General features: G+C 54.6%; 21 protein-coding genes. 15 read left to right on the top strand and 6 right to left on the bottom strand.

The genetic code is table 11. From position 1 onward, the window contains the following. Nucleotides 1–713: 713 nt before the first annotated feature. The 5 genes from DL346_RS04005 to DL346_RS04025 all read left to right on the top strand — a co-directional run bounded on the left by DL346_RS04005 (nucleotide 714) and on the right by DL346_RS04025 (nucleotide 7,806). A complete protein-coding gene (locus DL346_RS04005; protein WP_112880767.1) occupies nucleotides 714–2,516 on the top strand; it encodes a sensor histidine kinase in 1,803 nt (600 codons plus the stop codon). Continuing rightward, nucleotides 2,506–4,056, top strand: a complete 1,551-nt coding sequence (locus DL346_RS04010; protein WP_112880768.1) for a response regulator transcription factor — start codon at nucleotides 2,506–2,508, stop codon at nucleotides 4,054–4,056. The genes DL346_RS04005 and DL346_RS04010 overlap by 11 nt, the downstream gene beginning before the upstream one ends. 91 nt (nucleotides 4,057–4,147) lie before the next feature. Further along, entirely contained in the window at nucleotides 4,148–5,071 is a 924-nt protein-coding gene (locus DL346_RS04015) for an ABC transporter permease (protein ID WP_112880769.1), read from the top strand. A gap of 14 nt (nucleotides 5,072–5,085) precedes the next feature. Then, a complete protein-coding gene (locus DL346_RS04020; RefSeq protein WP_112880770.1) occupies nucleotides 5,086–5,994 on the top strand; it encodes a carbohydrate ABC transporter permease in 909 nt (302 codons plus the stop codon). 69 nt (nucleotides 5,995–6,063) lie between these two features. Further along, nucleotides 6,064–7,806, top strand: a complete 1,743-nt coding sequence (locus DL346_RS04025) for an ABC transporter substrate-binding protein (protein ID WP_112880771.1) — start codon at nucleotides 6,064–6,066, stop codon at nucleotides 7,804–7,806. A gap of 70 nt (nucleotides 7,807–7,876) precedes the next feature. On the opposite strand, the gene DL346_RS04030 is transcribed toward DL346_RS04025, so the two are convergent. The 3 genes from DL346_RS04030 to DL346_RS04040 form a co-directional block, all read right to left on the bottom strand. Further along, nucleotides 7,877–8,776, bottom strand: coding sequence for an AraC family transcriptional regulator (locus DL346_RS04030; RefSeq protein WP_112880772.1), 900 nt, complete (start codon nucleotides 8,774–8,776; stop codon nucleotides 7,877–7,879). A gap of 107 nt (nucleotides 8,777–8,883) precedes the next feature. Next, nucleotides 8,884–10,818 (bottom strand): cellulase family glycosylhydrolase, encoded by a 1,935-nt coding sequence (locus tag DL346_RS04035; protein ID WP_112880773.1) that lies wholly within the window; start codon nucleotides 10,816–10,818, stop codon nucleotides 8,884–8,886. 456 nt (nucleotides 10,819–11,274) lie between these two features. Then, a complete protein-coding gene (locus DL346_RS04040) occupies nucleotides 11,275–12,225 on the bottom strand; it encodes a nucleoside hydrolase (RefSeq protein ID WP_240633021.1) in 951 nt (316 codons plus the stop codon). Nucleotides 12,226–12,401: 176 nt separating this feature from the next. Here DL346_RS04040 and DL346_RS04045 point away from each other — a divergent pair, with 176 nt between their 5' ends. Next, nucleotides 12,402–13,184, top strand: a complete 783-nt coding sequence (locus DL346_RS04045) for an arylamine N-acetyltransferase family protein (protein WP_112880775.1) — start codon at nucleotides 12,402–12,404, stop codon at nucleotides 13,182–13,184. Nucleotides 13,185–13,252: 68 nt separating this feature from the next. Here the strand turns inward: DL346_RS04045 and DL346_RS04050 are convergent, their stop codons facing one another. Then, complete coding sequence (locus DL346_RS04050) at nucleotides 13,253–13,870, bottom strand: DedA family protein (RefSeq protein WP_112880776.1); 618 nt, start codon at nucleotides 13,868–13,870, stop codon at nucleotides 13,253–13,255. 131 nt (nucleotides 13,871–14,001) lie between these two features. On the opposite strand from DL346_RS04050, the gene DL346_RS04055 reads away from it, so the two are divergent. From DL346_RS04055 to DL346_RS04070, 4 genes are all read left to right on the top strand, one after another. Next, entirely contained in the window at nucleotides 14,002–14,988 is a 987-nt protein-coding gene (locus DL346_RS04055; RefSeq protein WP_240633022.1) for a Gfo/Idh/MocA family protein, read from the top strand. Nucleotides 14,989–15,043: 55 nt separating this feature from the next. Continuing rightward, nucleotides 15,044–15,976 (top strand): aldo/keto reductase, encoded by a 933-nt coding sequence (locus DL346_RS04060; RefSeq protein ID WP_112880777.1) that lies wholly within the window; start codon nucleotides 15,044–15,046, stop codon nucleotides 15,974–15,976. Continuing rightward, entirely contained in the window at nucleotides 15,952–16,755 is an 804-nt protein-coding gene (locus DL346_RS04065; protein WP_112880778.1) for an alpha/beta hydrolase, read from the top strand. The genes DL346_RS04060 and DL346_RS04065 overlap by 25 nt, the downstream gene beginning before the upstream one ends. Before the next feature lie 135 nt (nucleotides 16,756–16,890). Then, nucleotides 16,891–17,886, top strand: coding sequence for an aldose 1-epimerase (locus DL346_RS04070; protein WP_112880779.1), 996 nt, complete (start codon nucleotides 16,891–16,893; stop codon nucleotides 17,884–17,886). A gap of 204 nt (nucleotides 17,887–18,090) precedes the next feature. Here the strand turns inward: DL346_RS04070 and DL346_RS04075 are convergent, their stop codons facing one another. Then, nucleotides 18,091–18,966, bottom strand: coding sequence for a helix-turn-helix domain-containing protein (locus tag DL346_RS04075; RefSeq protein WP_112880780.1), 876 nt, complete (start codon nucleotides 18,964–18,966; stop codon nucleotides 18,091–18,093). A 206-nt stretch (nucleotides 18,967–19,172) separates the two neighbouring features. On the opposite strand from DL346_RS04075, the gene DL346_RS04080 reads away from it, so the two are divergent. The 5 genes from DL346_RS04080 to DL346_RS04100 all read left to right on the top strand — a co-directional run bounded on the left by DL346_RS04080 (nucleotide 19,173) and on the right by DL346_RS04100 (nucleotide 24,847). Further along, nucleotides 19,173–20,054: a sugar phosphate isomerase/epimerase family protein gene (locus tag DL346_RS04080; protein WP_112880781.1), complete on the top strand. Its 882-nt coding sequence runs from the start codon at nucleotides 19,173–19,175 to the stop codon at nucleotides 20,052–20,054. A 12-nt stretch (nucleotides 20,055–20,066) separates the two neighbouring features. After that, on the top strand, nucleotides 20,067–21,086 hold the full coding sequence (locus DL346_RS04085) for a Gfo/Idh/MocA family protein (protein WP_112880782.1): 1,020 nt from the start codon (nucleotides 20,067–20,069) through the stop codon (nucleotides 21,084–21,086). A 121-nt stretch (nucleotides 21,087–21,207) separates the two neighbouring features. Further along, nucleotides 21,208–22,632 carry a spore germination protein gene (locus tag DL346_RS04090; RefSeq protein ID WP_112880783.1) on the top strand — a complete coding sequence of 475 codons (1,425 nt, stop codon included), beginning with the start codon at nucleotides 21,208–21,210 and terminating at the stop codon, nucleotides 22,630–22,632. 11 nt (nucleotides 22,633–22,643) lie between these two features. Then, the gene (locus tag DL346_RS04095) at nucleotides 22,644–23,741 is read left to right on the top strand and encodes a GerAB/ArcD/ProY family transporter (RefSeq protein ID WP_240633095.1); all 1,098 of its coding nucleotides are present in this window, start codon (nucleotides 22,644–22,646) and stop codon (nucleotides 23,739–23,741) included. Next, nucleotides 23,738–24,847 carry a Ger(x)C family spore germination protein gene (locus tag DL346_RS04100; protein WP_112880784.1) on the top strand — a complete coding sequence of 370 codons (1,110 nt, stop codon included), beginning with the start codon at nucleotides 23,738–23,740 and terminating at the stop codon, nucleotides 24,845–24,847. Before DL346_RS04095 ends, DL346_RS04100 begins: the two co-directional genes overlap by 4 nt. A 52-nt stretch (nucleotides 24,848–24,899) precedes the next feature. Here DL346_RS04100 and fabV read toward each other — a convergent pair whose 3' ends face one another. Beyond that, a complete protein-coding gene (gene fabV, locus DL346_RS04105; RefSeq protein ID WP_112880785.1) occupies nucleotides 24,900–26,090 on the bottom strand; it encodes an enoyl-ACP reductase FabV in 1,191 nt (396 codons plus the stop codon). Between the last annotated feature and the right edge of the window lie 159 nt (nucleotides 26,091–26,249).

A 26,249-nucleotide genomic window follows, 5' to 3' on the forward strand; every position in this document is an offset into this window, starting at 1 on the left:
GAGAAAGCGAGCCCAAGAGAGGTAACAGCTACCGCACATGTGCGGCAAAGTCGCGAAGGCGAGGCCAAGAGAGGTAACCGTTACCGCACATGTGCGGTAAAGCGGTGAAAGCGAGGCCAAGAGAGGTAACCGTTACCGCACATGTGCGGCAAAGCGGCGAAAGCGAGGCCAAGAGAGGTAACCGTTACCGCACATGAACGGCAAAGCGGCGAAAGCAAGCCCAAGAGAGGTAACAGCTACCGCACATGTGCGGCAAAGCGGCGAAAGCGAGGCCAAGTGAGGTAACAGCTACCGCACATGCGCGGCAAAGTCGCGAAGGCGAGGCCAAGAGAGGTAACCGTTACCGCACATGTGCGGCAAAGTCGCGAAGGCGAGCCCAAGAGAGCCGTTACCGCACATGTGCGGCAAATCGGCGATAGCGAGCCCAAGTGAAGCTACCCCACATGAGCGGCAAAGCGGCGACAGGCTTAATCCAGTTTCAAGTTTAGTTTGGCCGAGCAACCCAAAATCACTAATTATTACATGAAAAACATAGAAATTGCCGCCTGTCTTTCAGGTACAACATGAGATAGAATGAAGGGAACGTTTGCACAGTCGCCAAACGAACCTAGCCGTAACTTGCAAGCGCTTCCAAATATTGTATTCGCATAATTTTCTATACTAAATTGTAACCGCTTTATTATAACTGTTTATTTGAAGGGAGGGCCGCAGCTATGTTTCGATGGTTGATTCGCACCATGAACGATTTGCAGCTGAGAACGAAGCTGATTTTATCGTGCATCGTCGTGGCATTCGTGCCCGTGATGATGGTCGGGCTGTTCTTAACCAGCGAGCTGCGCCAAATGTCGCTCGATAACGCGCTGGAGCAGACGGCGGCGAACGTCGAGCGGGTGAAGAAGCGAACTGCCGAGGTCATCAATGTCTCCTACGACATCTCCTACCGCATGTCCAATGACAGCCGGCTTGAAGGCATCGCAGGCAGCCAGTACGAGACCGTCTACGACGTGGTAAAAGCCTACAAGACATACCCGGATATCAAAGAGTATCTCCGCTTGTATAAGGAGATATCCAACATCCGGCTTTATATCGACAATAAAACGCTGCTCAACAACTGGGAGTTTATCCAGCCCACGCCGGCAATTGTCCGGACCCACTGGTACCAAACCGCGATTAACAGCAGCGGCTTGATCGGCTGGAACTACATCGAGGATGAGCGCGATCAAAAAAACTACTTGAGCCTGATCCGCAAGATCGATTTTCTCACTCAGCACAACACAGGCGTTCTCGTCATCAACGTCAACGGGCAAATGCTGAATTCGATCCTGAACCAGGAAACCTTCGAGACGATGCTCGTCGACAAGGATAACAATATCGTAGCTGCAAACCGCCCGGACCGGGTCGGCAAAACGCTGGCGGACATCCGGTTCGACCCGAACGTCATCGACCAGCAGAACGGGAGCTTCCAAGCGATCCTCGGCGGCCAGTCGTCACAGATCCAAATCGAGCCGCTCATTCCGGAGTCGAGCTTAAACGGCATCCGCATTATTTCCGTCTTCTCCATCGACAGCATCACGAAGGATGCTAACGAAATCATCGTGCTAGCGCTAATCGTCATCTCCATCGGTCTGGTTGTGGCAATCGGCCTCATCTACGGCTTCTCGATGCTGCTGTCCAAACGGATGCTGCGCCTCAGCAAGCAGATTGCGAAGGTCGCGACCGGCAATCTAGACATCGCGCTGGAGATCGACGGCAATGACGAGATCGGCCAGCTGTCCAGGCAATTTAACGCGATGGTGGTAAGCATCAACGAGCTGATCGGCGAGGTGCAGGAATCAAACCGCCAAAAGGTTCAAATACAATCCAGGCAGAACGAAATCAAATTTAAAATGATGGCGAGCCAAATCAATCCCCATTTTCTATTCAACGCGCTCGAGTCGATTCGGATGAAGGCACATTTGAAAGGCGAGAAGGAGATTTCCAACGTCGTCAGGCTGCTTGGCAAAATGATGCGCAAAAATCTCGAAGCCGGCAACCGGACCGTCCCGCTTCGCAATGAAATCGATATGGTCCGCTGCTACCTGGACATTCAGAAGTTCCGCTACGAGGACCGGCTGAATTATGAATTGCTTATCGATCCAACCGCCGAGCAAGAGCTGATCTTGCCGCTCATCATACAGCCGCTCGTTGAGAATGCCGTCATTCATGGCCTAGAGAACCGGGAGGAAGGAGGGCTTGTCCGGATCAAGGCTGTGCTGCTGGAAGGCATGATTCATGTGGAGGTCATCGACAACGGCGAGGGCATGTCCCGTGAGAAGCTGAAGGAACTGGATCGTACCTTCCAGGAACATGAGGACGGAGAGCGGGAAGGCAACCGCATCGGACTTAACAATGTGCATATGAGACTCAAGCTGTTGTACGGCGCGGATTACGGACTTGAGATTTGGAGCGAGCCCGGCATCGGCACAAGGGTACAATTTACGATTCCTATAGGAGGCGACAAATCGCATGCTGTTTAAAGTGCTGATTACAGATGATGAACCGACGATTCGCGAAGGCCTGAAAACGTTGATTGATTGGGAAGAGCTCGGCTTCGAGGTGGTCGGCACAGCGGCGAACGGCAAGGATGCGCTTGGCAAATTCGAAGGCTTAGCGCCAGATCTCATGATCGTCGACATCCGCATGCCCGGCATGAGCGGGCTTGAGCTGATCGAGCAGCTGCGAAAAAACGGCCATGCCGTCCATGTGATGATTTTGAGCGGCTACGCGGATTTCGAGTATGCGAAGAAAGCGATCACGCTGGATACAGACGGCTACCTGCTAAAGCCTGTCGATGAAGACGAGCTCGTTGACTATTTAAAGAAGCTGCGCGTGACGCTGGCCAGTGAGTCGGAAGCCAAGCAGAAGAGCAGCATGCAAGAGCAGCTGAACCGCGAATGGGTCGTGCAGTCGCTTCTGACGCCGGGGGGTCAAGTGCCGGAGGAAGATGCGCTAGCACGCGCAGACCTGATCTGGGACAGCTATGCCGTCCTGCTGTTCAAGCCGCTTAACGGGCAGGGCCAATTGCCCGCGCTCCGCAGCCGGATCGTCAGCCAATACGAAGAAACCGGCAAAGGTGTCGTTTTTATGTTCGAGTCCTGCGTCGGGCTTTTGCTCAAGGATAATCCGAAGCTGGAGCCGGTTCGAAAAGGGCTGCAGATATCGCTGCTGCAACTGAGCGATATCGAGTTTGCGGCTGCAGCAGGCTCAGCCGTGAAGAAGCTGGCTGATCTGCAGAGCTCCTTCGATGAGGCTGTGAAACTGCTGGAACAGCGATTCTTTTATGAAGAAGATCAGCTTTTGACAGGCAGCAGTGTGCCGATTAAAGCCCGCATGACAGCGGCAGATGGAGCGGCCATGGCCGAGCCGGAAGGAGAAGACTTCATCGTATACTGCGATGAAACAGCCGAGAAGCTGTATCTCGCCGTCGATATCGGAAATAAGGAGGCGTACGCCAGTTTGGTAGGCGCAGCCGGCAAGCATTTGCTGGAGCACGGCAGTAGTGAGCAGGAGCTGAAGGCGGCGATGGCCCATATTGTGACGGGCGTCATCAGCAAGCTGTCGCAGCGCGATCCGGAGCTGCAGTCGAGAAGCGGGGAGCTCTCGGCCGGTATTTTGGCGATCCATCAGACCGTGACCTATCGTGCGCTGGAGCGGCATGTGATCGATTTTGTCAGCAGGTTGAATCCGGGCGTGATCTCTGCAGGGACCGACAAGCAGGTGAAGAAGCTGCTCGATCTCATTCAGCGGAACTATGCGGAAAATTTGAAGCTCGAATCTCTGGCTGACGTCTTTAACTACAACAGCGCGTATCTTGGCAAACTATTCAAGAGCGCTACAGGCGAATATTTCAATACGTACGTCGATAAAGTGCGGGTGGAGAAGGCGAAGGAGCTGCTGGGACAAGGGATGAAGGTGTACCAGGTCGCGGAGATGGTCGGGTACTCCAACGTCGATTATTTTCACAGCAAATTCCGCAAATATGTCGGCAGCGCGCCTTCCGCGTATCGGAAGAGATGAGATTTTTACATGATTTTAAGAAAAATTGTTAGGGTATTGTAAACGCTTTAATTGGCTTAATATTAGGTCATACAGCAAGGGGGAGTTGCAAATGAACGTCCGTAAGTCAAGCTTCTGGCACAATTTAAAGCAATCGAAGTACTTGTATCTGATGTCGCTTCCATTCGTGGCTTGGGTGTTTGTTTTCAGCTACCTGCCGCTCTGGGGCTGGACCATGGCCTTCCAGAAATACAAACCCGCCAAATCGTTTTTCGAACAGGACTGGGTAGGCTTCTACTACTTCAAAGAATTGTTTCATGATGACATGTTCATCCAGGTCCTGCGCAATACGATTGCGATGAGCGTGATGGGGCTGATCGCCGGCTTCACCATTCCGATCATCTTCGCCATTTTGTTGAATGAGTTGAGGCAGCAGCTGTTCAAAAGATTCGTCCAAACGATCTCGTATCTGCCGCACTTCGTATCGTGGATCGTCGCCGCGGGTATCGTTACCAAAATGCTTTCGACCGATAACGGCGCAGTCAACGAGTTGCTGTTAAGCCTGCATATTATCAACGAGCCGATCCAATTCATGGCAAAAGGCAATTTGTTCTGGGGCATCGTAACGGCCTCGGATGTGTGGAAAGAAACCGGCTGGAATACGATCATTTACCTGGCGGCTATCGCCGGCATCGGGCCGGAGCTGTACGAAGCGGCAAGGGTGGACGGAGCAAGCAGGCTGCAGCAGGTATGGCACATTACGCTGCCGGGCATTCGCTCGACGATCATCATTCTCATCATTATCTCGATCGGCCACTTGATCAGCATCGGCTTCGAAAAGCAATTCCTGCTAGGAAACAATTTGGTTCGCGATTATTCCCAAACGCTGGATTTGTATGCGCTTAACTACGGCTTAGGGACGGGACGCTACTCATTCGGTACGGCGATCAATATTTTCAACTCCGTCGTCAGCGTCTTCCTGCTCTTTACGGCCAATGGCATTTTCAAAAAAATTACGAAAGAAAGCATTATATAAGGAGGCCGCAGCATATGAGAGCTCGTTCACTTTCCGGCAGCGGTACGCCTTGGTCAGACCGCATTTTCGATGTCGTCGTCTACGTTGCCGTCATATTCGTCACGATCTGCACTTTGTATCCGTTTCTAAACGTGCTTGCCCTGTCGCTTAACGATTCGACCGACAGCGTCCGCGGCGGCATTACGATCTTCCCAAGGGAGTTCACGCTTAAGAATTACTCGACGATCTTCGCTTTCTCGGGCCTGATCACCGGTCTTAAAATATCGATTCTGCGCACTATCGTTGGCACGCTGCTCGGACTTCTCAGCGCATCGATGCTCGCGTTCACGCTTAGCCGGGTTGATTTTCAAGGGAGAAAATTCGTATCGACGTTTCTGGCGCTTACGATGTACGTCTCCGGAGGCCTTATTCCATTCTATGTTCTGATCAAGGACCTGCACATGATGGGCACCTTCGCCGTCTACGTACTTCCCGGGTTGGTCAGCGCGTTCAACGTGTTCGTGATCCGCTCGTTCATCGACGGCATCCCGTATGCGCTGCAGGAATCGGCCAAGCTGGACGGAGCCAACGATTTTACGATCTACTGGCGCGTCATTCTGCCGCTCACGAAACCGGCACTGGCGACGATCGCGCTCTTCCTTGCGGTAGGCCAGTGGAATTCATGGTTTGATACGTACCTCTACAACGGTTCGAAGGACCATCTCACCACGCTCCAGTACGAGCTGATGAAGGTCATTCAGAGCACGACGACGAACGTCGATAACTTCCGCGGCCGCAACATGGTCGAGGTAATGGCGCAAATTTCGCCGGAATCGGTTAAGATGGCGATCACGATCATCGTAACGGTCCCGATTCTGATTGTGTATCCGTTCCTGCAGCGTTATTTTGTCAAAGGGATGACGCTTGGCGCGGTCAAGAGCTAACGGTATCAGCAGGTTTCCTGTTCATACAATAGATGCTTACTTTTCATTCAAAACGGGAGGGTTTGTAACATGCAAAGAAAGAAAGCCAAAACAGCTTCTATTCTCATGTCTCTGACACTGCTTGCCGGATTGCTGGCTGGCTGCGGAAGTACGAACAACAACGAGTCTGGTAACAATGCGGCGGCAACGGAAGGGAATGGGAATTCCACGAACGCCGAAGGCAGCAATACTGCAGCGGAAGACACGAAACCGATCACGTTCAGCTTCTTTGCCGAAGACCCGAATCCGAACTGGAACAACATGCAGGATGAAGTCAGCAAAGAGCTGACGAAGAAAACCGGCGTAACGCTGGATGCGGAGTTCGCGGTTGGCGACCCTGCGCAGAAGGTAGCGCTCATGGCGACAAGCGGCGAGTATCCGGACATCATCTCGGCAAAAGGCGATGTCGGCAAACTGGTCGATGCCGGCGCCGTAATCGATCTGACGGAACTGATCGACAAGTATGCGCCGAACATCAAGAAAGTATTGGGCGACTCCCTGGTCCGCGCTAAATATACGAATGAAGACCAAGCCATCTATGCGATCCCGACATGGGCGGCTGCCGACGAGCAGCGTTTCGTGGCAGGCGGCGGCTTCGAGCTGCAGCACCGCGTAGTAAAAGAAGCGGGCTATCCTGAAATCCGCACGGTTCAAGATTACGAGAACGTTATTAAAGCGTACTTGGACAAGCACCCGACGGACGAGAACGGCAACAAAAACATCGGCGTTTCGCTGAACGCGGACGACTGGCATATGTACATTTCCGTGACGAACCCGGCAGTTGCGACAACGGGCGGCTCCGATGACGGGGAATATTATGTCGATCAGAACACGCATGAAGCGATTTACCATTTCCGCCGTCCGGAAGAGAAGGAATACTTCCGCTGGCTGAACCACATGAACGATATCGGCTTGCTGGATAAAGAAAGCTTCGTTCAGAAGTACGACCAATATAAAGCGAAAGTGGCAACCGGCCGCGTGCTCGGTCTGATCGACCAAGACTGGGATTACAACGATGCTCAGCAAGCGCTGAAAACGGCAGGCAAATTCGATCAAACGTATGGCCACTATCCGGTTACGATGTCCAAAGACATCAAGGAAGCGTCGTTCTGGCCGACTGGCTTCATGGGCGGCTACGGCATCTCGATTTCCAGCACGAACCCGGACCCGGTGCGCACGATCAAGTTCCTGGATTACCTCGCTTCCGACGAGTTCCAAGTCCTGAACAACTGGGGTATTGAAGGCAAGCACTACAACGTCGTAGACGGCAAGCGCGTCGTTCCGCAAGAGGTGCAAGACCGCATCAACAACGATAACACGGCATTCACGAAGGAAACCGGTATCGGCTTCTATTGGAACATGATGGTTCACTACGGCGACGGCGCCAAAGACCCATCGGGCAACTACTACACGAAGAACTATCCCGAGCAGCTCGTCCAAGGCTACAGCGATGCGGAGAAAGAAACGCTGGCGGCTTACAAAGCGACGACGTGGAAGGATCTGTTCCCGAAAGAAGACGAGTTCCAAGTGAAAGCTTACGGTGCAGCATGGAATATTTCCGTACCGGGCGAAGATGAAGTTTCGATCCTGGCCAACAAGATGAAAGATATTACGTGGAAGCGGATCCCTGAAGCGATCCTGGCAAAACCAGCCGACTTCGACAAGATTTGGGACGCTTACATGGCGGATCTCGAAAAAGCAGGCGTGAAGAAGATGGAAGAAGGCTTTACGAAGTATGTGCAAGACCGCGTTGCTCTGTGGACCACGAAATAAGAGCAAGATGGAAGAAGCCTCTCGGTGCCAGGTTGGCGCGGGGAGGCTTTTTCTCTGTTCTTCTATGCAGTCAATCGTTCGTGGTTGGCTGCTCCCGGCGGCGGTATTCCTTCGGCGTTTGGCCGATATGCTTGCGGAACATCCGGTTGAAGAAGCTGACGTCATTGAACCCGACTTCGAGCGCGATATCGAGCACCTTGCTGTTCGACGTTCGGAGCAATTGCGCGGCATGTCGGATTTGGACCATATGCTTGTAGTCGAGCAGGCTGAGGCCGGTCGTCTCCTTGAACTTCGCCGTGAAGGAGGATATGCTCATCCCGCATAGCTGGCTCAGCTGCTGCAGGGTTAGCGGCTGGTAGTAGTGCGTCTCTACGAAATGGATGATGGAATCCATCCATTCCTTGTCGGAGACGGCGGAGGACTGCATCGATTTGCGGTTCTCATGATGAAACCGGCTGAGCCAAACCAAGCATTCGATCCAGCGCGTCTTGATGACCAGCTGATAGCCCTCCCGGCGCTGCCGGTATTCGTCGTAGATCGTTTGCAGATGCGATTGGATCTGGAGCTTCTGGCTCGGCTGGAGCGGGTGGAAGGGCACGAACGATTGGCTTTTTCTTAGAAAAGGCACCAGATAGAAGAAATTGACGAAGGAGGGCATTTGCTGCAGCACCTCCATCTCGCGCTGGAGAAACGACGCGTCGAACAGCACGTTATACACGGTCACTTCCTGCTCCTGAGAGCAGGTGTAGCTGTGATAGACCTGCGGCTCCAGCACGAATACGTCGCCTGCCGACAGCTTGTATGTGTGTCCGGTCATTTCGTGAATCGCGCTGCCCTCCAGCACAAACACCAGCTCGACGAAGTCATGCGTATGGGACGGAATGTGCTCGCCCTTCTGGATGGTGTACCTATGAATATGGAAAGGGAAATCATTCTGTTGAAAAAAATTCGCGCCTTTGTAAATCGTCATGAAGAGCCTCCTGTCGGAAGTTGCTTGCGACAACCGCTGTCGGACATGACTTTATTGTAGTCGATGAAGCGGGTGGAGGGAACTAGAGAGAGCAAAGCATCAGATGCCTACCGTCCGGTACGCCTTTTGTAGAGCATAGTGCCTGTGGCCGCGAGGACAAGCAAGGCACAGCCGCCAATGACATACAACCAGGTACGCTCGCTGCTTTCAGGGGCAGCGTCTTTCGCGGCTTCCGCAGGCGCTGCAGCGGCCGGCTCCGAGGCAGGTTCTTCTTCCGTCGCAGCTTCAGCTCCGGCGTCGTCGATATTCTCCTCGTCCGCAGGCTCAGCCGGCGCCGTTTGGGTAGAGACGCCTGTCAGCGCGGATGCCTGCTTCGTCAGCTTATAAGGGATAACCTCTCCGCTCCAAAAGTGCATCTTCAGCGTTACTTCTTCGCCTTCCTTGAGCTCATCCAGAAATTCCGGCTTGAGCTGGATAAGTCCTGCTTCATAGTTGGGCGTGAAGGCCACATTGAACTCCTTGAACGGTGTCCAGTCATTAGGGCCTGCATGGCTGCCGTCCGCGTACGTCGCTTCCATTGTCGCCAGGCGATCGCCGCTGAACTGCGTCGGAATGCCGAAGAGGGAGGCCGCTCCTTCCGAGCTTTGCATAATCGGCGTTTCGTAGCTAATGATACTCAACTTCCAGTCGGCGCCTGCGGAGAACGAGCAGTTCAAGATGGCGTTGATGCCGTTCGTTCCCTTCATCAAGCCGTTAAGCAGGTCCGCTTTCAAAATTAAATTATCGCCGTCAAGCTCATAATCCTTCCCTTGCTCAAGCGTATCCGCGCCATTCTTCAAGGCGGCGAAGGTATTGCCGTTCAGGTTCAGCGGTATGCGCGCGTCTTCGACCGCGGCATCCTTCTTGATGAAGACGGCGTCGGTCCCGGCCGTGGACGAGCGGCTCTTCAAACCCGCCATGATCGTGCGGTACAGGTCTTCATCCGACCACCGGTATCCCCGCCGGTCGTAGTGCTGGCCGTTATCCCACAGCAAGAGCGCAAAGCCTTTTTCCTTTCCGGCATGCACCGTCTGTTCAAAAAATTTTAGCACCTCGCCGTGCTCGATCGTCTCCAGCGATTTATCGAAGCCGAGCAGCCCGAATTCGCCGACGACGACCGGAATGCCTTTGACGGATAACGTGTTGTACACCCGATCGAAGGTGTTGGCAAGATCGGCTTTCGCCTCGTCGTTAAACGTCGTCGCGCCGGCGATGTTGACGCTGAACTGCCAGTAGCCGTAATAGTGGAACGTCGCGATAAGGTTCTTATCGTTCAGCTTCTCAATGGTCTTGAGCAGCTCGTCCAGCCTGTCGTTCTGCGCGGCAGAGGCTGCGATGGTCGGGAGCACGAGCGGGCGCTTCGCATTAAGGCCGCCCGATTTCCGCAATAAATGAACGAATGTCGTATTCAGCTCATCCAGCATCTCAAAATAGACCGGCGAATCCTTGTTCCAGTCTTCGGAGAAGCGAGGCTCATTCACGCTCTCGAACATGAGCTTCTCGGGATAATCCTTGAAGTGCGCGGCTACCTGCGTCCAGATCGCCGTGAAGCGGGCCAGCACCTCGTCATGCTGCGTCTCCATGCCCATCACCCAGCTGGAATCGTGATGGATGTTGACCATGACGTACAGTCCGGCATCCAGCGACCAGTCCACGACCTCTTGGATCCGTTGCATGAAGGCGGGGTCGATCGCATAGTCCGGCGCTGCACCTAAACGATGCTGCCAGGTTACGGGAATTCGAATGCTTTTGAAGCCCGCGGCAGCTATGGCATCGATCAATTCTTTTGTTACGGCCGGGTTGCCCCAGGAAGTCTCGTCGCCGCCTGTCGCGTCGAACGTATTGCCTAAATTCCAGCCGGGCTGCATGGCATCTACGACCTTTTGCAGAGCGCTCGGCTTCGCAGGAGCGGCTGCCGACGCGATTAAAGATGGGTTCAAACTTAGGGGGAGCATTGCAGAGAACAGAACAAACGCAACAAAGAGGCTTGATAGACGTTTCATGGCGACTCCCTTCGCAAATGAGCTTGTATTCGCTTTCAACCTATAGGAATAGTGTATAGCTTGTATGTAAATATTGGAAGGAAATCCTGTCCGGGAACGAAAAAAGAGACCGAGCTGCCTCGGTCCCATCGCTTGCCGCGCGTACTCTAACGGTTGCCACGCACGCTATTTAGCCTCAAAAGGCCCTTTTGAAAGGCTAACGGTTCTGAGCAACGCTATTTGGCGATTGGGGCAGCGAATTCTTCCGATTTGGGCCAAATAACGCCTCTGACGACCGTTAGATGTTAAGAAAGGATATTTTTGCGCAAATAAGCGCTGGAGCATCCGTTAGAATTTTTCGGGCGTTCTCTCATGCTACCGCGCTCACGCTATCAGTATAAAGACAAGCCCGCCAATTAAACGATGGCGGGATTCACAGCAATCTGAGACCGAGCTGCCTCGGTCCCAGGCTTTCTTTTAGATAAACACATCGAGCATTAAATCAATGGCCCGTTCTCCGTCGACGTCGAGACAAACCTGCACGGGCGAGCCGACGGCCGGCTTCCGCCGCAGATCGGCTACGGTCATCCCCAAGGTGTGCTCGCCTCTGCATTCCACCCTCATGTTCATTTGCTGGGTTTGCACGATGCCGGGCTCGATGGCAACGAGCACGGCCAGCGGGTCATGCATCGGCGCGCATTGGTGGAGTGCGTCCGATTGGCGGTAGAATTGAAAGTAATAGGACATGGAGCGGTTAAGAAAGCTCACAATCTCCTGGTTTTCCGCCGAACACGTTTGCTGCAGCATATCGAGATGCGACTGGTGAAGCAGTGTTTTCAGCGTTACGTCCAGACCTACCAAGGTGATGTTTAGGCCGGATTGGATGACAAAGTCCGCCGCTTCCGGGTCTCCCCATATATTCGCTTCGGAAGCGGGCGTGACATTGCCGGGTACGTGGACCGCGCCGCCCATGACATATAAGTGCTTGATTTTGGCGGGAAGCCCGGGATCGATTTTCAAGGCTTGGGCGACATTCGTAAGCCGCCCAAGCGCGACGACGATCAGCTCGCCCTCATGCTCGCTTGCGGATCGAACGATGAAATCGCCCGCCGCTTCCGGGATCGGACGCTGGACAGACTTCGGCAGCTCCACATCGCCGATTCCATTGACGCCATGCACATGCGTCGGAAATACGTCGACTTTGCGAACCAGCGGCTGAGCCGCACCTTGGCTGACTGGAATTTCGTTCTCCTTCCCGGCCAGCTTCAGGACGCGCATCGTATTTTCGGTCGCCTGCTCCACGGGGATGTTGCCGAAGATCGTCGTAATGCCGATGATGTCCGCTTTCCCGGACTTAATGCCGTACAAAATGGCAAATGCATCGTCGATGCCGGTATCGGCGTCGATGAGGATTGTCGGTTTGCTCAATCTAGTGTCCCTCATTCTAATAAAATTTTCCAACACTATATTTTACTGCACGATTTGATGTTTGTTCAACATAGTGTTTGAACATTGCGAGAATAACATACGGGATTGAACTTTTCGCTTAGGAACTCTACACTTATACGTATCTCTTCCATGCCTATTAAGGAGCTGAACTTTCGATGCCGCTTGATCGTGCTCAATTAAAACCCGAAGTCATCGCCTACCTCGACCGGATCGGCTATCAAGGTCCGTTGGACGGAAGCGCTTCGGCGCTGGCCGGATTGCAGGAGTGCCATCTGCACGCCGTGCCGTACGAGAATCTGGATATTGTTAACGGAATCCCTCTATCCCTTGAAGTCGATGCGCTGCATGACAAAATCGTCCGCCGCGGCCGCGGCGGTTACTGCTTCGAGCTGAATGCCTTGTTCGGCTGGCTGCTGCGGGAACTTGGTTATCCGGTCACCGATCTTGTCGCCCGGTTCTGGCGCGATGTTGAAGTGGTGCCGCCTAAACGCCGCCACCAAGTATTGAAGGTGGATGCGGAGGGCAGCGTCTACTTGTGCGATGTAGGCGTCGGCGGCATTGTGCCTCGCAGGCCAATTGAGATGGCTGAGCTCTTGGAGCAGGTACAGGGCGATGAATGCTACCGCCTGGAGCGGGATGCCGAATTCGGATGGTTCCTTTGCGAGCTGAAGCGCGGGGAATGGGTACGTATTTATTCGTTTACCGAGGAGCCGCAGCTTAAGGGAGACTTTACATTCGCAACCTACTGGTGCGAGAACGCTCCGGATTCGATATTTAGGCAAACCGCTATCGTGGCGATCCGAACCAAGGAAGGGCGCAACACCGTATGGGGCGGAGAGTTTAGAATATTCAACGGGGAAAACGTAACGGTTCATACGCCGGAAACGAAAGAAGCGTATAACGAAGCGCTTGCGCGCTATTTTGGCATCAAACTTTAATCATAGGAATGAAAGAAGGCCTCTGCCGGAGTCGATCGATTCTGCCGGAGGCCTTTTGTCGTCGTGTGCTAGAGGCGATGCTGGGCTTTCACTTTCCGCATGGCGATGAACCTGCGCAGGATGTAAAAAGCAAGCGCAGCGATGCCGCCGTAAAGCAGGATTGCGAACCCGTAATGATGAACGTAATGTTTGACCTGCAGCCAGCGGTCGCCGAGGATGAAGCCGATATAAATAAAAAGAACGCTCCAGGACAGCGCGCCTGTATAAGCGTAGAACATGAAGGTTCCGATTTTCAGCCTCGACATGCCGGCCATATAGGCGGTCACATGGCGCAGGCCGGGGACGAAGAAGCCGAGAATGAGAAGCAGATTACCGAATTTAGTCATCCAGCCTTGCGCGCGCTCGATTCTGGCATGGGATAGGTGCAGCTTCGGTCCGTATTTGAGCAGGAACGGATGTCCGAAGCGAAGGCCGATGAGGTAGCTGGCGGTGATGCCGGCTGCGGAACCTAGGAACGCGCAGACCACGACCAGCAGCGGATGAAGCGTTCCGTTGCCGGCGAGATAGCCGGAATAGGTCAAGAGAACTTCATCGGGGACGGGGACGCCTATGATACCGAGCGCGAGCGCTATCGATAATCCGATATAGCCATACCGGAAAATGAGCAATTCCAATAAATATTCCATGCTGCAAGCCTACTTTCTTACGCGGGTGACGCTTTTGTTATATGAAAATGAAGTTGTTTTATATTTCTTCCCTTCTCATTATGGACTATACTAGGGTCGAATCCATTTTATCGAAAAAGGTGGCTATCACAGTGACACGTAAATTGCGTTGGGGCGTTATCGGCTGTGCCGGTATTGCCGTCCATTCCGTTATTCCGGGCACGAAACAATCCGAAACCGGAGAAGTGACAGCGATTGCAAGCCGCGATCTGGCCAAAGCGGAAGAAACCGCTGCCAAGCTCGGCATCGCCAAAGCTTACGGAAGCTATGAAGAGATTCTAAACGATGCGGATATTGACGCGATCTATATTCCGCTTCCGAATCATTTGCATATGGAATGGTCTATCCGTGCTATGGAAGCCGGCAAGCACGTCCTGTGCGAGAAGCCGATCGCGCTGAACGCGGAGGAAGCGCAGCGTATGGCGGACACGGCGGCGAAATGCGGTGTTCATCTGGCGGAAGCGTTCATGTACCGCCAGCACCCGCGCTACCAGGACATCGCCGATATTATCGCTTCCGGCGAAATCGGCGAGCTGCGCGGCATTCACGGCACGTTTACGTTCAATAATGCGGCGGATTCGAAGAACGTCCGCTATCGCAGAGATTGGGGAGGCGGCTCGATCTATGACGTTGGCTGCTATCCGATCAGCGCGGCGAGACTGCTGCTTGGCGCGGAGCCGGAAGCGGCGACGGTGCACGCTCTGATTTCGCCTGAGCACGACAACGTGGATATGATGGCATCCGGCATTCTCGAATTCCCGAACAGCGTGGCGCTGACCTTCGACTGCGGCATGTGGGCTGCTTTCCGCAATACGCTCGAAGTCATCGGCACGAACGGGCGAATCGAAGTGCCTGAAGCTTACATTGGCAATCCGACATTCTATGTTCATTCCAAAGAAGGCAAGCGCGAGGTGACGCAGCCTGTCTTGAACCAATATGCGCTGCAAGCGGATGATTTTGCCCGCGTAGTATGGGGCGAGAAGGAAGCAACATTTACCCCTGCGGACGCAGTGGCCAACATGAAAGCTATCGATGCTTGCTTGAAATCCGCTTACTCGCGCACGCGCGTAAGCATCTAATTCTAATCATCGGCAATACGGCACTCATTTTTCACTTCCAGGAGGTTATTCGGCTATGAAACATATTTCGCTGCCAGGCGTTAAGCAAGGCATTTCCCAGCTCATCATGGGCTCGGACTATTTTGCGCCAGAAAATTACGAGCTTGTCTGCACCAATTTGGATGCGTTTACGGCAATCGGCGGCAATACGATCGATTCCGCGTTCATTTATTGCGGCGGCAAGAGCGAGCAGGCGATCGGCATGTGGATGGAAGACCGCAAAAACCGCGAATCCATCAATATTTGGACAAAAGGCGGCCATCCGAACCAACACGGGCCGCAAGTGAACCGGGAGGCGATCTATAACGAGCTGATGATCAGCTTGGAGCGTCTGCGCACGGATTACATCGATATTTATGCGCTGCACCGGGATGATGTCAACGTGCCGGTCGGCGAGATCGTTGAAATTTTGAACGAGCACATTGAAGCGGGACGCATCCGCACGTTCGGGGGCTCGAACTGGACGACTGCGCGTCTGCAGGAAGCGAATGCGTATGCGGCGGATCACGGCCTTCGCGGCTTCGAATTCAGCAGCCCGAACCTGAGTCTTGCGAAAGCGAAAGAACCTTATTGGGCAGACTGCATCAGCGTCGACGAGGAGATTCTCAGATGGCATGAGCGCACGGAGCTTCCGGTGCTCTCTTGGTCTTCGCAGGCGCGCGGCTTCTTTACGGGCCGATTTACGCCGGAGGACCATTCGGATCAAGACCTGGTGCGCGTGTTCTACAATGACGATAACTGGGAGCGTTACCGCCGTGCGGAGCAGCTGGGCAAAGAGAAGGGTTACTCGACGATCCAAATCGCGCTTGCGTACGTGCTGAACCAATCCTTCCAGACGGCTGCGATCATCGGTCCGCGCAACGAAGCTGAGATGAAATCCTGCCTGGAAGCGACGACGATCCCGCTTACGCAGGAGGAGATCAAATGGCTGGATCTGCGGACGCGCTAATCGAGCTGTGGCCGGAAGGAGCCCCGCTAGCCGCGGGGACTTCCGACGAAGACCGTCCTGCGCTAACGCCTTACCTGGTTGCGGGCAGCAAAAGCGCCGTGATCGTTTGCCCCGGCGGCGGTTACGGCATGCGGGCGGATCATGAAGGGGAGCCGATCGCGCTCTGGCTGAACAGCCTCGGCATTTCGTCCTTCGTCTTGCGGTATCGGGTCGCGCCGTACAAGTATCCGAGCGCGCTGCTGGATGCGCAGCGGGCGATCCGGTATGTACGTCTGCACGCAGGCGAATACGGCATTGACGCAGGACGGATCGGGATCCTCGGCTTCTCCGCCGGCGGTCATCTCGTTTCAACGGCAGGCACGCATTACGACGGAGGCAACCCGGAGGCGGCCGATCCGGTCGAGCGCATGTCGAGCCGGCCGGATTTGCTCATTCTATGCTATCCGGTCATTTCGATGCAGCCGCCATTCATGCATGAGGGATCGCGGATAAATTTGCTCGGCTCGGTACCGGACGCCGAACGGGTTCAGCTGCTCAGCAATGAGCTGCAGGTGACGCCTGATACGCCGCCTGCCTTTCTGTGGCATACGTCGGATGATGCTCCGGTGCCGGTCGAGAACAGCCTGCTGTTTGCGATGGCGCTGCGCCGTGAAGGCGTCCCGTTCGATCTGCATGTGTACGAGCATGGGCCGCACGGCATGGGGCTGGCGGCGGACGATCCGCATGTGTCCAACTGGACGACGGTTTGCGGTTTGTGGCTGAAACGGAACGGGTTTTAATCGATGGTGCCGTGTTCCTCTCCTGCCGTAAGGCGGGAGGGGAATTATTTTTTGCGGCGTGCAGGTGATTATCCCGCGAGGGCTATGGTAATCTAATGAAGAAGTCACCGCGTGTAAAGGAGAGTAGAAATAACGATGAGCGAGAATCAAGCTTTTCAAGGTACATATCAAGGGGAGCCGGCGGTATGGCTGCGATTCGGCCGATATGAGGCCGCGCTGCTGCCTGAGGTCGGCGGCAATCTGATCGCGTTTCGCGATGCGGAAAGCGGCATCGCCTATCTCCATGAGCCAACTATGGAAGAGATGGAGTCGTTTAAGGCGAGGCCATTCATTCACGGCATTCCGGTCTTGGTTCCGCCGAACCGCTTCGAGGACGGCAAGTTCCCGTGGAACGGACGCACCTACCAGTTCCCGGTCAACGAGCCTGCTACGGGCAACCATTTGCATGGCTTCGTGCATAGCGAGACATGGACGGTGGACGAATTCGGCACGACCGGCAGCGAAAGCTACGTGACCGTTTCGCTTCGCGTGGACGAGCAGAGCGCCGTCTATGCGTACTTGCCGCACAAATTCACGATGAAGCTCCGTTATTCGATCAGCGCGGACGGCTTGCACCAGCATGTGCTCGTACGCAACGACGGCGACGATGTAATGCCTTGCTTGTTCGCATTCCACACTTCCGTGAACGCGCCATTCGTACCGGGCGGATCGGCGAAAGATTATCGCTTGAAGCTGACGATCGGCGAGCGGTGGGAGATGAGCGAACGGATGCTGCCGACGGGCAATCACCAGCCTCTGACCGCGAACGAAGAGCTGATGAAGGGCGAGGGCGTGTACCCGTTCTTCGAATCGCTGGACAACCACTACACGGCAGTGGCGCAGAACGGACGCAATCGGATGGAGCTGACGGATACGAAGCATGGCCTCACGCTCGTATACGATGTTGGAACTTCCTACAAGCAGTGGATGATTTGGAATAACGGCGCGACGGAAGGCTTCTTCTGTCCGGAGCCGCAAATCAACCTCGTCAACGCGCCGAATGTGGACATGCCTGCCGATGAGATCGGCTTGTTCAGCTTAGCGCCGGGCGAGATTTGGGAAGAAACGGGACGCCTCTACGTGCGTCGTTAATTGGATTATGGCCCGCCTCGGCGGTCCAAGCCGTCTCATTGTCGGGGGCTTGGACGCTTGGGGCGGGCTTTGTTTGTTGGCCGGTGGCGTTGGTGGGGAGGTGGAGGCGGGAGTAATATGCAGCCGGGAGCACGAAAACGAGTTCTCACCACCAAAAATAATAGAAGCCAAGAGCACGAAAATGCGCTCTCAGCTTCGGATTAACTAGATATGTAACGGTGCTGCCACCGTCGCCTCTCCTTTGCGGACTGCAGACGGCGCCTTGTTGCGGACCTTCTTGAACACGCGGCCGAAGTAGGTCATGTTGGAGAAGCCCGCGCGCTCGGCGATTTCGGCCACCGGGTAGTCGGTTTCAAGCAGCAGGCGCTCGGCTTCCTGCACGCGGAGCAGCTGGATATATTCGACCAGCGTTTTGCCGGTAACCTGCTTGAAGATTTTGCAGAAATGATTCGGGCTCAAGTTGACCAAGCGCGCCGCCTCGCTTACGGTGATGGTTTCCCTGTAGCGGTCGCGCAGCGTCTGGAGCAGATGCGACAAGTCATGCGGCTTCTGCGTCCTTGGCGGCGATCCCGCGCTGCATTGCTGCGCATAGCGGAAATAGAGGCCGAAGATCCGCAGCAGCTCGGCCTTTACCAACAGCTCGTAGCCCGGCCGCTTGCTTTGAAACTCCTCAACCAGCCTTGCGAAGGAGAAATTCATTTCCTTGATGAACGGGTCGGACAACCGCATGGAGCTCGGCCATTTCAACTGCTGCTGCAGGTAAGGCACAAAATAATGATGCTCCGTAATATCCAGCCCGCTTCCGCGCACAAGCGCCTCATTGAACACGATGCTGACGAGCTCGGTCCCCGGCTCGAGCGGCACGGCCCCATGCAGCTGCTTCGCATTGACGAAAGCCAGCTCGCCTTTACTCAAGTGCAGGAACGATGCGTCGACCTGAACCTTCGCGCGCCCATCTTTAACATAGATCCATTCCATGTGGTCATGCCAGTGCAGATACACGTCCGTTGAGAAAAACACATTGATCGGAAACGTTTGATCGGGAATAAACGTCTTTTCTTTAAGCGGACTAACGGTCATACAGGCAAGCCTCCCATCTATACATACGATTCTACGTTAAAAGCAGCGTTCTGCGCCATTAGAATTAGTTAAGAATCCTATAAGAATCGTCTAATAATCGTAAGATCGTATGAATAGTTCGCAATTTCGTTTCTAGCCGCCCCCGCATTCTTTCGGTACGATATTGTCTAGTAAGCAAACCACCTCAAAGGAGGCGAGGAACCGACATGAACAATATACGCATTGGCACGCTAGTGAACGGCAGCACGGCGGCATCGGTCATACCGCAAATCATGCCGCATGGCTTCGAATCGTTCGGATTGACGTTTTGGCAAACGACGCAGGGGACGGATCTATCGGAACTCGCCAAGCGGGTACGTGAGCAGCTCGCAGGAAGCGATATCGTTATTTCCACGCTAGGCATATTTGGAAACCCGCTGACCGGTGCGGGCAAAAACGAAGATACGCTCGCCAGCTGGGAGCGCCTCATCGATGCGGCCGATGCCTTCGGTACGGATCTCGTGACGGGCTTCACCGGCCGCATGCCGGGCAGCATCGATGCATCCATGGCAAAGTTCGGCGAAGTGTTCGGCGAGCTTGCGAAACGGGCCGAAGCCCGCGGTGTCCGGCTCGCATTCGAGAATTGCGACATGGGCGGCACATGGGGTAATGGCGATTGGAATATCGCGCATAACCCGACCGCATGGGAAAAGATGTTCAACACGGTCCAAGCCGACAATATCGGTCTGCAGTGGGAGCCTTGCCATCAGATGGTCAGCCTGATCGACCCGATCCCTCAGCTCCGCAAATGGGTGGGGAAGATTTTCAACGTGCACGGCAAAGACGTCACAATTGCATGGGATGTCATTCGCGAGTACGGCATTCACGGGCCGCGTGAGTTCGTATGGCACCGTACGCCGGGCTTCGGCGATTCCAATTGGACCGACATCATTTCGATCCTGCGTCAGGCCGGCTACAAGGGCAGCATCGACATCGAGGGCTGGCACGATCCGGTCTATAGGGACGAGCTTGAGATGACGGGCCAGGTGCACGGCTTGAATTATTTGAAGCGCTGCCGCGGCGGCGATTTTATTCCAAATCCGGTTTAGAAGGAGCGCGAAATGTCGATGAAGCATCGTATTGTTGTAGCAGGCTGCGGGGGCATGTCCAACACGTGGCTGGATTACGCGATTCAGCGTGAAAATGCCGAAGTGGTCGGACTCGTGGACATCTATGAGGAAACCGCGAAGGCACAGGCGGCGAAGCGGGGCTTGCAGGTGCCGACGTTCACGGACCTGGCTGCCGCACTGGCCGAGACGCAGGCCAATCTCGTCTTCGACGTCACGATTCCGGCGAGCCATAAGGGGATCGTAACGACCGCCATGCGCGCGGGCTGCAATGTACTCGGCGAGAAGCCGATGGCGGAATCGTATGCCGATGCCGAGGAAATCGTAGCGGCCAGCAAGGAGACGGGCAGAAGCTACGCCGTTATGCAGAACCGCCGCTACATGAAGCAAATCCGCTCGTACCGCGACCTTCTGCAATCGGGGGCAATCGGAACGGTCGGCTCCTTGCACGCGGAATTTTTTCTCGGGCCGCATTTCGGCGGCTTCCGCGACCTGATGGACAATCCGCTCATCGTCGATATGGCTATCCATACGTTCGATCAAGCCCGCTTCCTAACCGGCGCCGACCCGGTATCGGTGTATTGCCACGAATATAACCCGCCGGGCTCGTGGTACAAAGGTAACGCATCGGCCATCTGCATCTTCGAGATGAGCGACGGCTCGGTATTCAGCTACAACGGCTCGTGGTGCGCAGAGGGGCTCAATACGTCATGGGAGTCCAGCTGGCGCGCGACCGGGAGCGAAGGCAGCGCGATTTGGGACGGATTCGCGATGCCATATGGCGAATGCGTCGACCGTACGCAGCCGGAGGCGTTCACCCTTGCGAAGAAGCGCGTCGAAGGGAAGCTGGAGTGGAACGGGCGCGAGGGCCATTTCGGCTGCTTCGACGAGATGTTCGCAGCCTTGGAGGAGAATCGTCCGGCCGAAACGGATTGCCGCGATAATATTAAGAGCGTCGCCATGGTGTTCGGAGCTGTGGAGAGCGCGAAATCCGGACAGAAAATCAAGCTTTAACCAACGAGAAATTCGATGCAGAGAGTCGGCCATTGGGCCGGCTCTCTTTTTGCTGCCTAGCGGTTAGCCAACGCCTATTCGATACATAATAATGGAAAATCATCCAGTCTGAGAGGTTCGCATGACTTCAGCTCAAGAGATTACGCCGCCGATGCTTGCCCGCACGCTGCACGAGTTCGAGGATTGCTGTGATTTAGTTCATCGGGTTATGCCCGGGCATGGCATTGATCTTCTCTATTTCGGTAACTTAATATCCGGCGATAGATTGAACCGGGATCTGCTAAGCCTGATCGAGACCTCGGATCAGGAGCAGCTGGACCGGTTTTTTCGCCAATCGCAATTCGTGCGCATGACCGACAGCAAGGAGCTCGTGCTAGGCATTCTCGCCGGACACGCCGCCTTTTTCTACAAAGGAGCGGCGTATACGGTCGACGTTGCGGGGGATGAGGGCAGGTCCGTCACGCCATCGGAAGTGGAAACCACGATTACCGGCCCGCACGACGCGTTCACGGAGCAGGCTAGCGTTAGCCTCGCGATGATCCGCAAGCGCATCAAGAGCCCTCATCTGAAGGTCATTCGGCTTTCGGTTGGGGAAGTGACCAAAGCGGATGTTTTCGTGCTGTACATCAAGGATATCGCGAATATGGACTATGTCAACGAGTTGAAGAAACGGATTGCGGATATTGAAGTCGACGCCGTGCTGGACACGAATATGCTCATCCAGCTGATCGACGACAATGCGTACGCGCTCTTCCCGCAAATGCTGACGAGCGAGAGGCCCGATGCCATCGCGTCCAAGCTGGTTGCCGGCCGCGTGGTCGGGATGATGGACGGGAGTCCGACGGCGTTCAGCATTCCGGCCTCCTTCGTGGAGTTTTTCTCTTCCTCGGACGATTATTACATGCGCTGGCTCATCGGTTCCTCTACGCGGATCTTAAGGTTTATCGCACTCTTCATTACGGTCATTTTTACGGCTCTTTACGTATCGGTCACAACCTATCATTACGAAATGATCCCGCAAAATCTCATTTTGACGTTGGCCGAGTCCCGCAGCCGCGTGCCGTTTCCGCCCGTATACGAGGCGCTGATCATGGAACTGACCATCGAGCTGCTGCGCGAAGCGGGCGCGAGGCTGCCGTCGAAAATCGGACAAACGATCGGTATCGTTGGCGGTATCGTCATCGGGCAAGCCGCCGTGCAAGCCGGTTTAACGAGTAACATTCTGATCATTGCCGTCGCATCGTCTACGATTGCGTCCTTCGTCATTCCGAACTACACGATGAGCGCATCGATCCGTCTGATCCGTTTCGGGCTTATCCTATTAGCGGGCCTCTGGGGAAATATGGGGCTTGCCATGGGACTGGCCGCCGTCATTATCCATTTATGCGGGATGACCAGCTTCGGCTCCTCCTATGTGACGCCGCTTGCGCCGAATCAGCCGGCCGAATGGAAGGACGTCTTCATCCGCGCGCCGTTTAGCAAGCTGAAATACCGTCCAACCCAGCAGCGAACAAAGAATAGGTTAAGATCCCAAATGAAGAGGTGAGCCGCTTGAATGTGAATGGGAACGGGATCATAACGGAGAAGCTTTCTTCTTTTCATCTCTCTGTTTTAGTGTTTATGACGCAGTTTGGCGTCGTCATCTTCGCGCTTCCGCAGATGCTCAGCAAAACCTTCGGGACAAACGGATGGGTCATGCTGCCTGCGTACGGAATCATGGTTATCCTCAATTTGCTGCTCGTCGGAGCGGTCTATAGACTTGGCAACGGACGGTCCATCTTCGCCATCCTGGAGCAGGCTATTCCCCGAGTTCTGTTAATGCCGCTTTATTTGTTTCTGGTAGCCGTATGGGCGATGCTGGGCTGTTTGGTCGCGAAGCAGTATGTGCTAATCTTCCAAATGATCGCATTTCCGACAACCAATCCGATGCTCTTTAAGCTCGTGATGGATATGCTGCTGATCTGGCTGATGCTCAAAGGGCTGTATAACATCTCGAAAGCGGCGACGCTGTTCTTCTGGTTCTCCGTGTGGATGATTTTGCTTGTCTTCTTCTTCTACGGGGAATTCAAGTTCTCGCGGTTGACGCCGTTTATTTTAAAAGGCGGAGAAGGGGGCTTGAGGGACTATGTTGGCATCTTTGCCGCCTTTCTTGGCTACGAGCTTTCCATCCTAACCTTTCAGTACACGGATGCCAAAACGAAATTTCTCCGTTCCACGATATACGGGAGTCTATTGACGACGGTGTTCTATACCTATATTTGTTTTGTCGCGTTCGGCTTCTTTAGTTTCCAGCAATTGAACAAAATGCTCTATCCGATACTGGATCTCATGGCCTTTATTAGATTTCCGTTTATTGAGCGGCTGGAAAACTTATTTTACGGCTTCTTTCTCTTTACCGTGCTGCTTACGGTCGTCATGTATCTATGGTCGGCGAAGGAAGCTTGCCAACGAATCGTTCCTAAGATCAAAGAAGGCGTTCTTGCGCCCGCGATCGTACTGACTGCCTACGTGATGGCCTTCTTTCCCGAGACGCTCAGCGAAGTTCAGGCGTGGCTCCAAGTGTTCAGCGAATTGGAATGTATCATCGCGATGGGCTTGCCGATGCTGCTGCTGCTCGTATTAGGTCTGACTAGGAAGAAGGCTTCGGGCACATGATGAAAGCATCAGCAAAGCTATTACCGGCATTGGTGCTTGCGGTAGTTATGACGGGGTGCGGTGATCAGCGCGTACTGGAGAAGCTCGGCTTCTCGCAAACGAGCAGCTATGATATTGCGGATCATGATTTGACGGAGTTTGCCGTTTCGATCCCAAGGGCGGAGCCCCAGGCGCAGACGAAGCGCGAAGTGTTAAGCGCCGTCGCGCCTAGCGGCAAAGAGGCCAGAATCAAGCTGGCCAGGCAGACGAATCTGCTGCTGGTCAGCGGTCAGCTGCGAAATACGTTATTTAGCGTAGCGATTGCCAGAAACGGCATGGAGAAGCTTCTGGATACGCTCGTACGCGATCCTTCCGTCTCCCCGCGTCTTAAAATATCGATCGTAAACGGGAACGCCAAAAAGCTTTTGGAGAAGGAATATAAACAGCATCCCGTTACAGGCAAATATATCGACGGGCTTCTCGAAAAGGAAGCGATTGGTCGTACGATTCCGCTAACAACGTTGTACTCGTTCACGCGCGATCTTTATGATGACGGCATCGATCCGGTAGCGCCCGTCCTGAAGGATGAGGGCGATCATATAAAAATCGACGGCATCGGGTTGTTTCGGGACGACCGGTATATGACGAAGATTCCTCCGAGCGAAGGGCTAGTATTCGCCTTCCTGCGCGGCAGCTTCAAACAAGGAGAAGTGAGCGTGCATCTAACGGAGGAGAAAAACAGCGCGAAGAGCGCCATCATGTTCAGCTCGATCCTGAGCCGCAGGAGCGTCAAGGTTCGCCGCGACGCGTCCGGAACGCCATCCATCCATTATCATATCAAGATGAAAGGCGCAGTACTGGAGTACACCGGTAACGCCTCATTGGCGGAGGATAGCGAGCGGGAACAAATCGAACGGCAAGTGGCGAAGGAACTGACAAGACGGGGAGAGGCGATCATCAAACACATGCAGCAAAATCGCGTTGACAGCCTGGGTATGGGCATTGCGGTGCGCAACCGGATGAGCTACGCCGCTTGGAAGAAGCTGAATTGGCCGGAAGTCTATCCAGAGGTTAAGGCTACATGCAGCTTTAACGTTTTGATCAACAATATAGGCAAGGTGGAGTAAATAGAAAAAGGCCGGATTCCTCGTTTCACTACGAGTACCCGGCCTTCGTCAATTAGTAGATATTCGGCGCTTCGACGACCGGATCGGTGTCCGCTTCATAGTCGACGCCTTCGGTTTCGAAGCCGAACAGCTGGAAAAACTCCTTGCGGTACCCTTCGAGGTCCGACAGCTGCTCGATGTTCTCGGTCGTAATCGCCTCCCAAATCCTCTCGACCTCCGCCTGCACGTCCTCGCGCAGCTCCCAATCGTCGATCCGGATGCGGCCTTCGTCATCAACCGGTACTGCGCCGCCCGCATACAAGCGCTCCGTGAACAGACGGTACGTTTGCTCGATGCAGCCTTCGTGCAGCCCTTTCTCTTTCATCACCTTGTACAGCGCGGAGATGTAAAGCGGCACGACCGGGATCGCGGAGCTGGACTGCGTAACCAGCGCTTTGCTGACCGTGACGAATGCGCGGCCGCCGATGGCTTGAAGCTGCTCATTGAGGTGCTTGGCCGTTGCCTCAAGGTGGTCCTTCGCTTGGCCGATGCTGCCTTCGCGGTAGATGGCTTGCGTAATTTGCGAGCCGATGTAGGAATAAGAGATCGTCGTTGCGCCTTCGGCCAGCACGCCGCCCTGCAACAGTGCGTCCATCCACAGCTGCCAGTCGTCGCCGCCCATGACGGTCACCGTTTCCTTGATTTCCTGCTCGGTTGCCGGCTCGATCGAAATGGACGTCACTTCGCCGGTATGGAAGTTGACCGTTTTGTTCGTGTAGGCGGAGCCGATCGGCTTGAGCACGGAGTTCGCCGTTTCGCCGGTCTTCGGATCCGTTCTGCGCGCGGATGCAACGCTGTATACGACCAGATCGACCTGACCCAGCTCCTTGCGGATCAGCTCGACCGTTTTCTGTTTCGTTTCGTCCATGAAGGCATCGCCGGTCACGCTGAACGATTTCAGCCCCGCTTGCTGCGCGGCCTTCTCGAATGCGGCCGAGTTGTACCAGCCTGCCGATGCCGTGCGGTTCGCCTTGCTTTCGCTTTGGCGGTACACGCCGACCGTATTGGCGCCCGCGCCGAATGCCGCGACGATGCGCGCCGCGAGGCCGTAGCCTTGGGATGCGCCGATGACGAGCACGTTCCGCGGCCCATTGATGGCCGAACGATCTTTTACATATTGGATTTGTTCCTGCACTTGGAGGGCGCAGCCCGTCGGGTGAGCGGTCGTGCAGATGAAACCGCGCGTTCTTGGTTTGATAATCATGGGAGTCGGTTCAGTTCCTCTCATACATAGGTATCGCATTTTTTGCAATGCTCAATGTTCTGATAGTACCCTTATTGAAGCGAAACCGCAACCTATCCGGTAATTTCTGAGAATTTTAAGCTAGTTGAAACGGTGCCCTCTGCTATAATAGCGATAGGA

The organism is Paenibacillus montanisoli, from assembly GCF_003268025.1.
Classification (GTDB): domain Bacteria; phylum Bacillota; class Bacilli; order Paenibacillales; family Paenibacillaceae; genus Paenibacillus_Z; species Paenibacillus_Z montanisoli.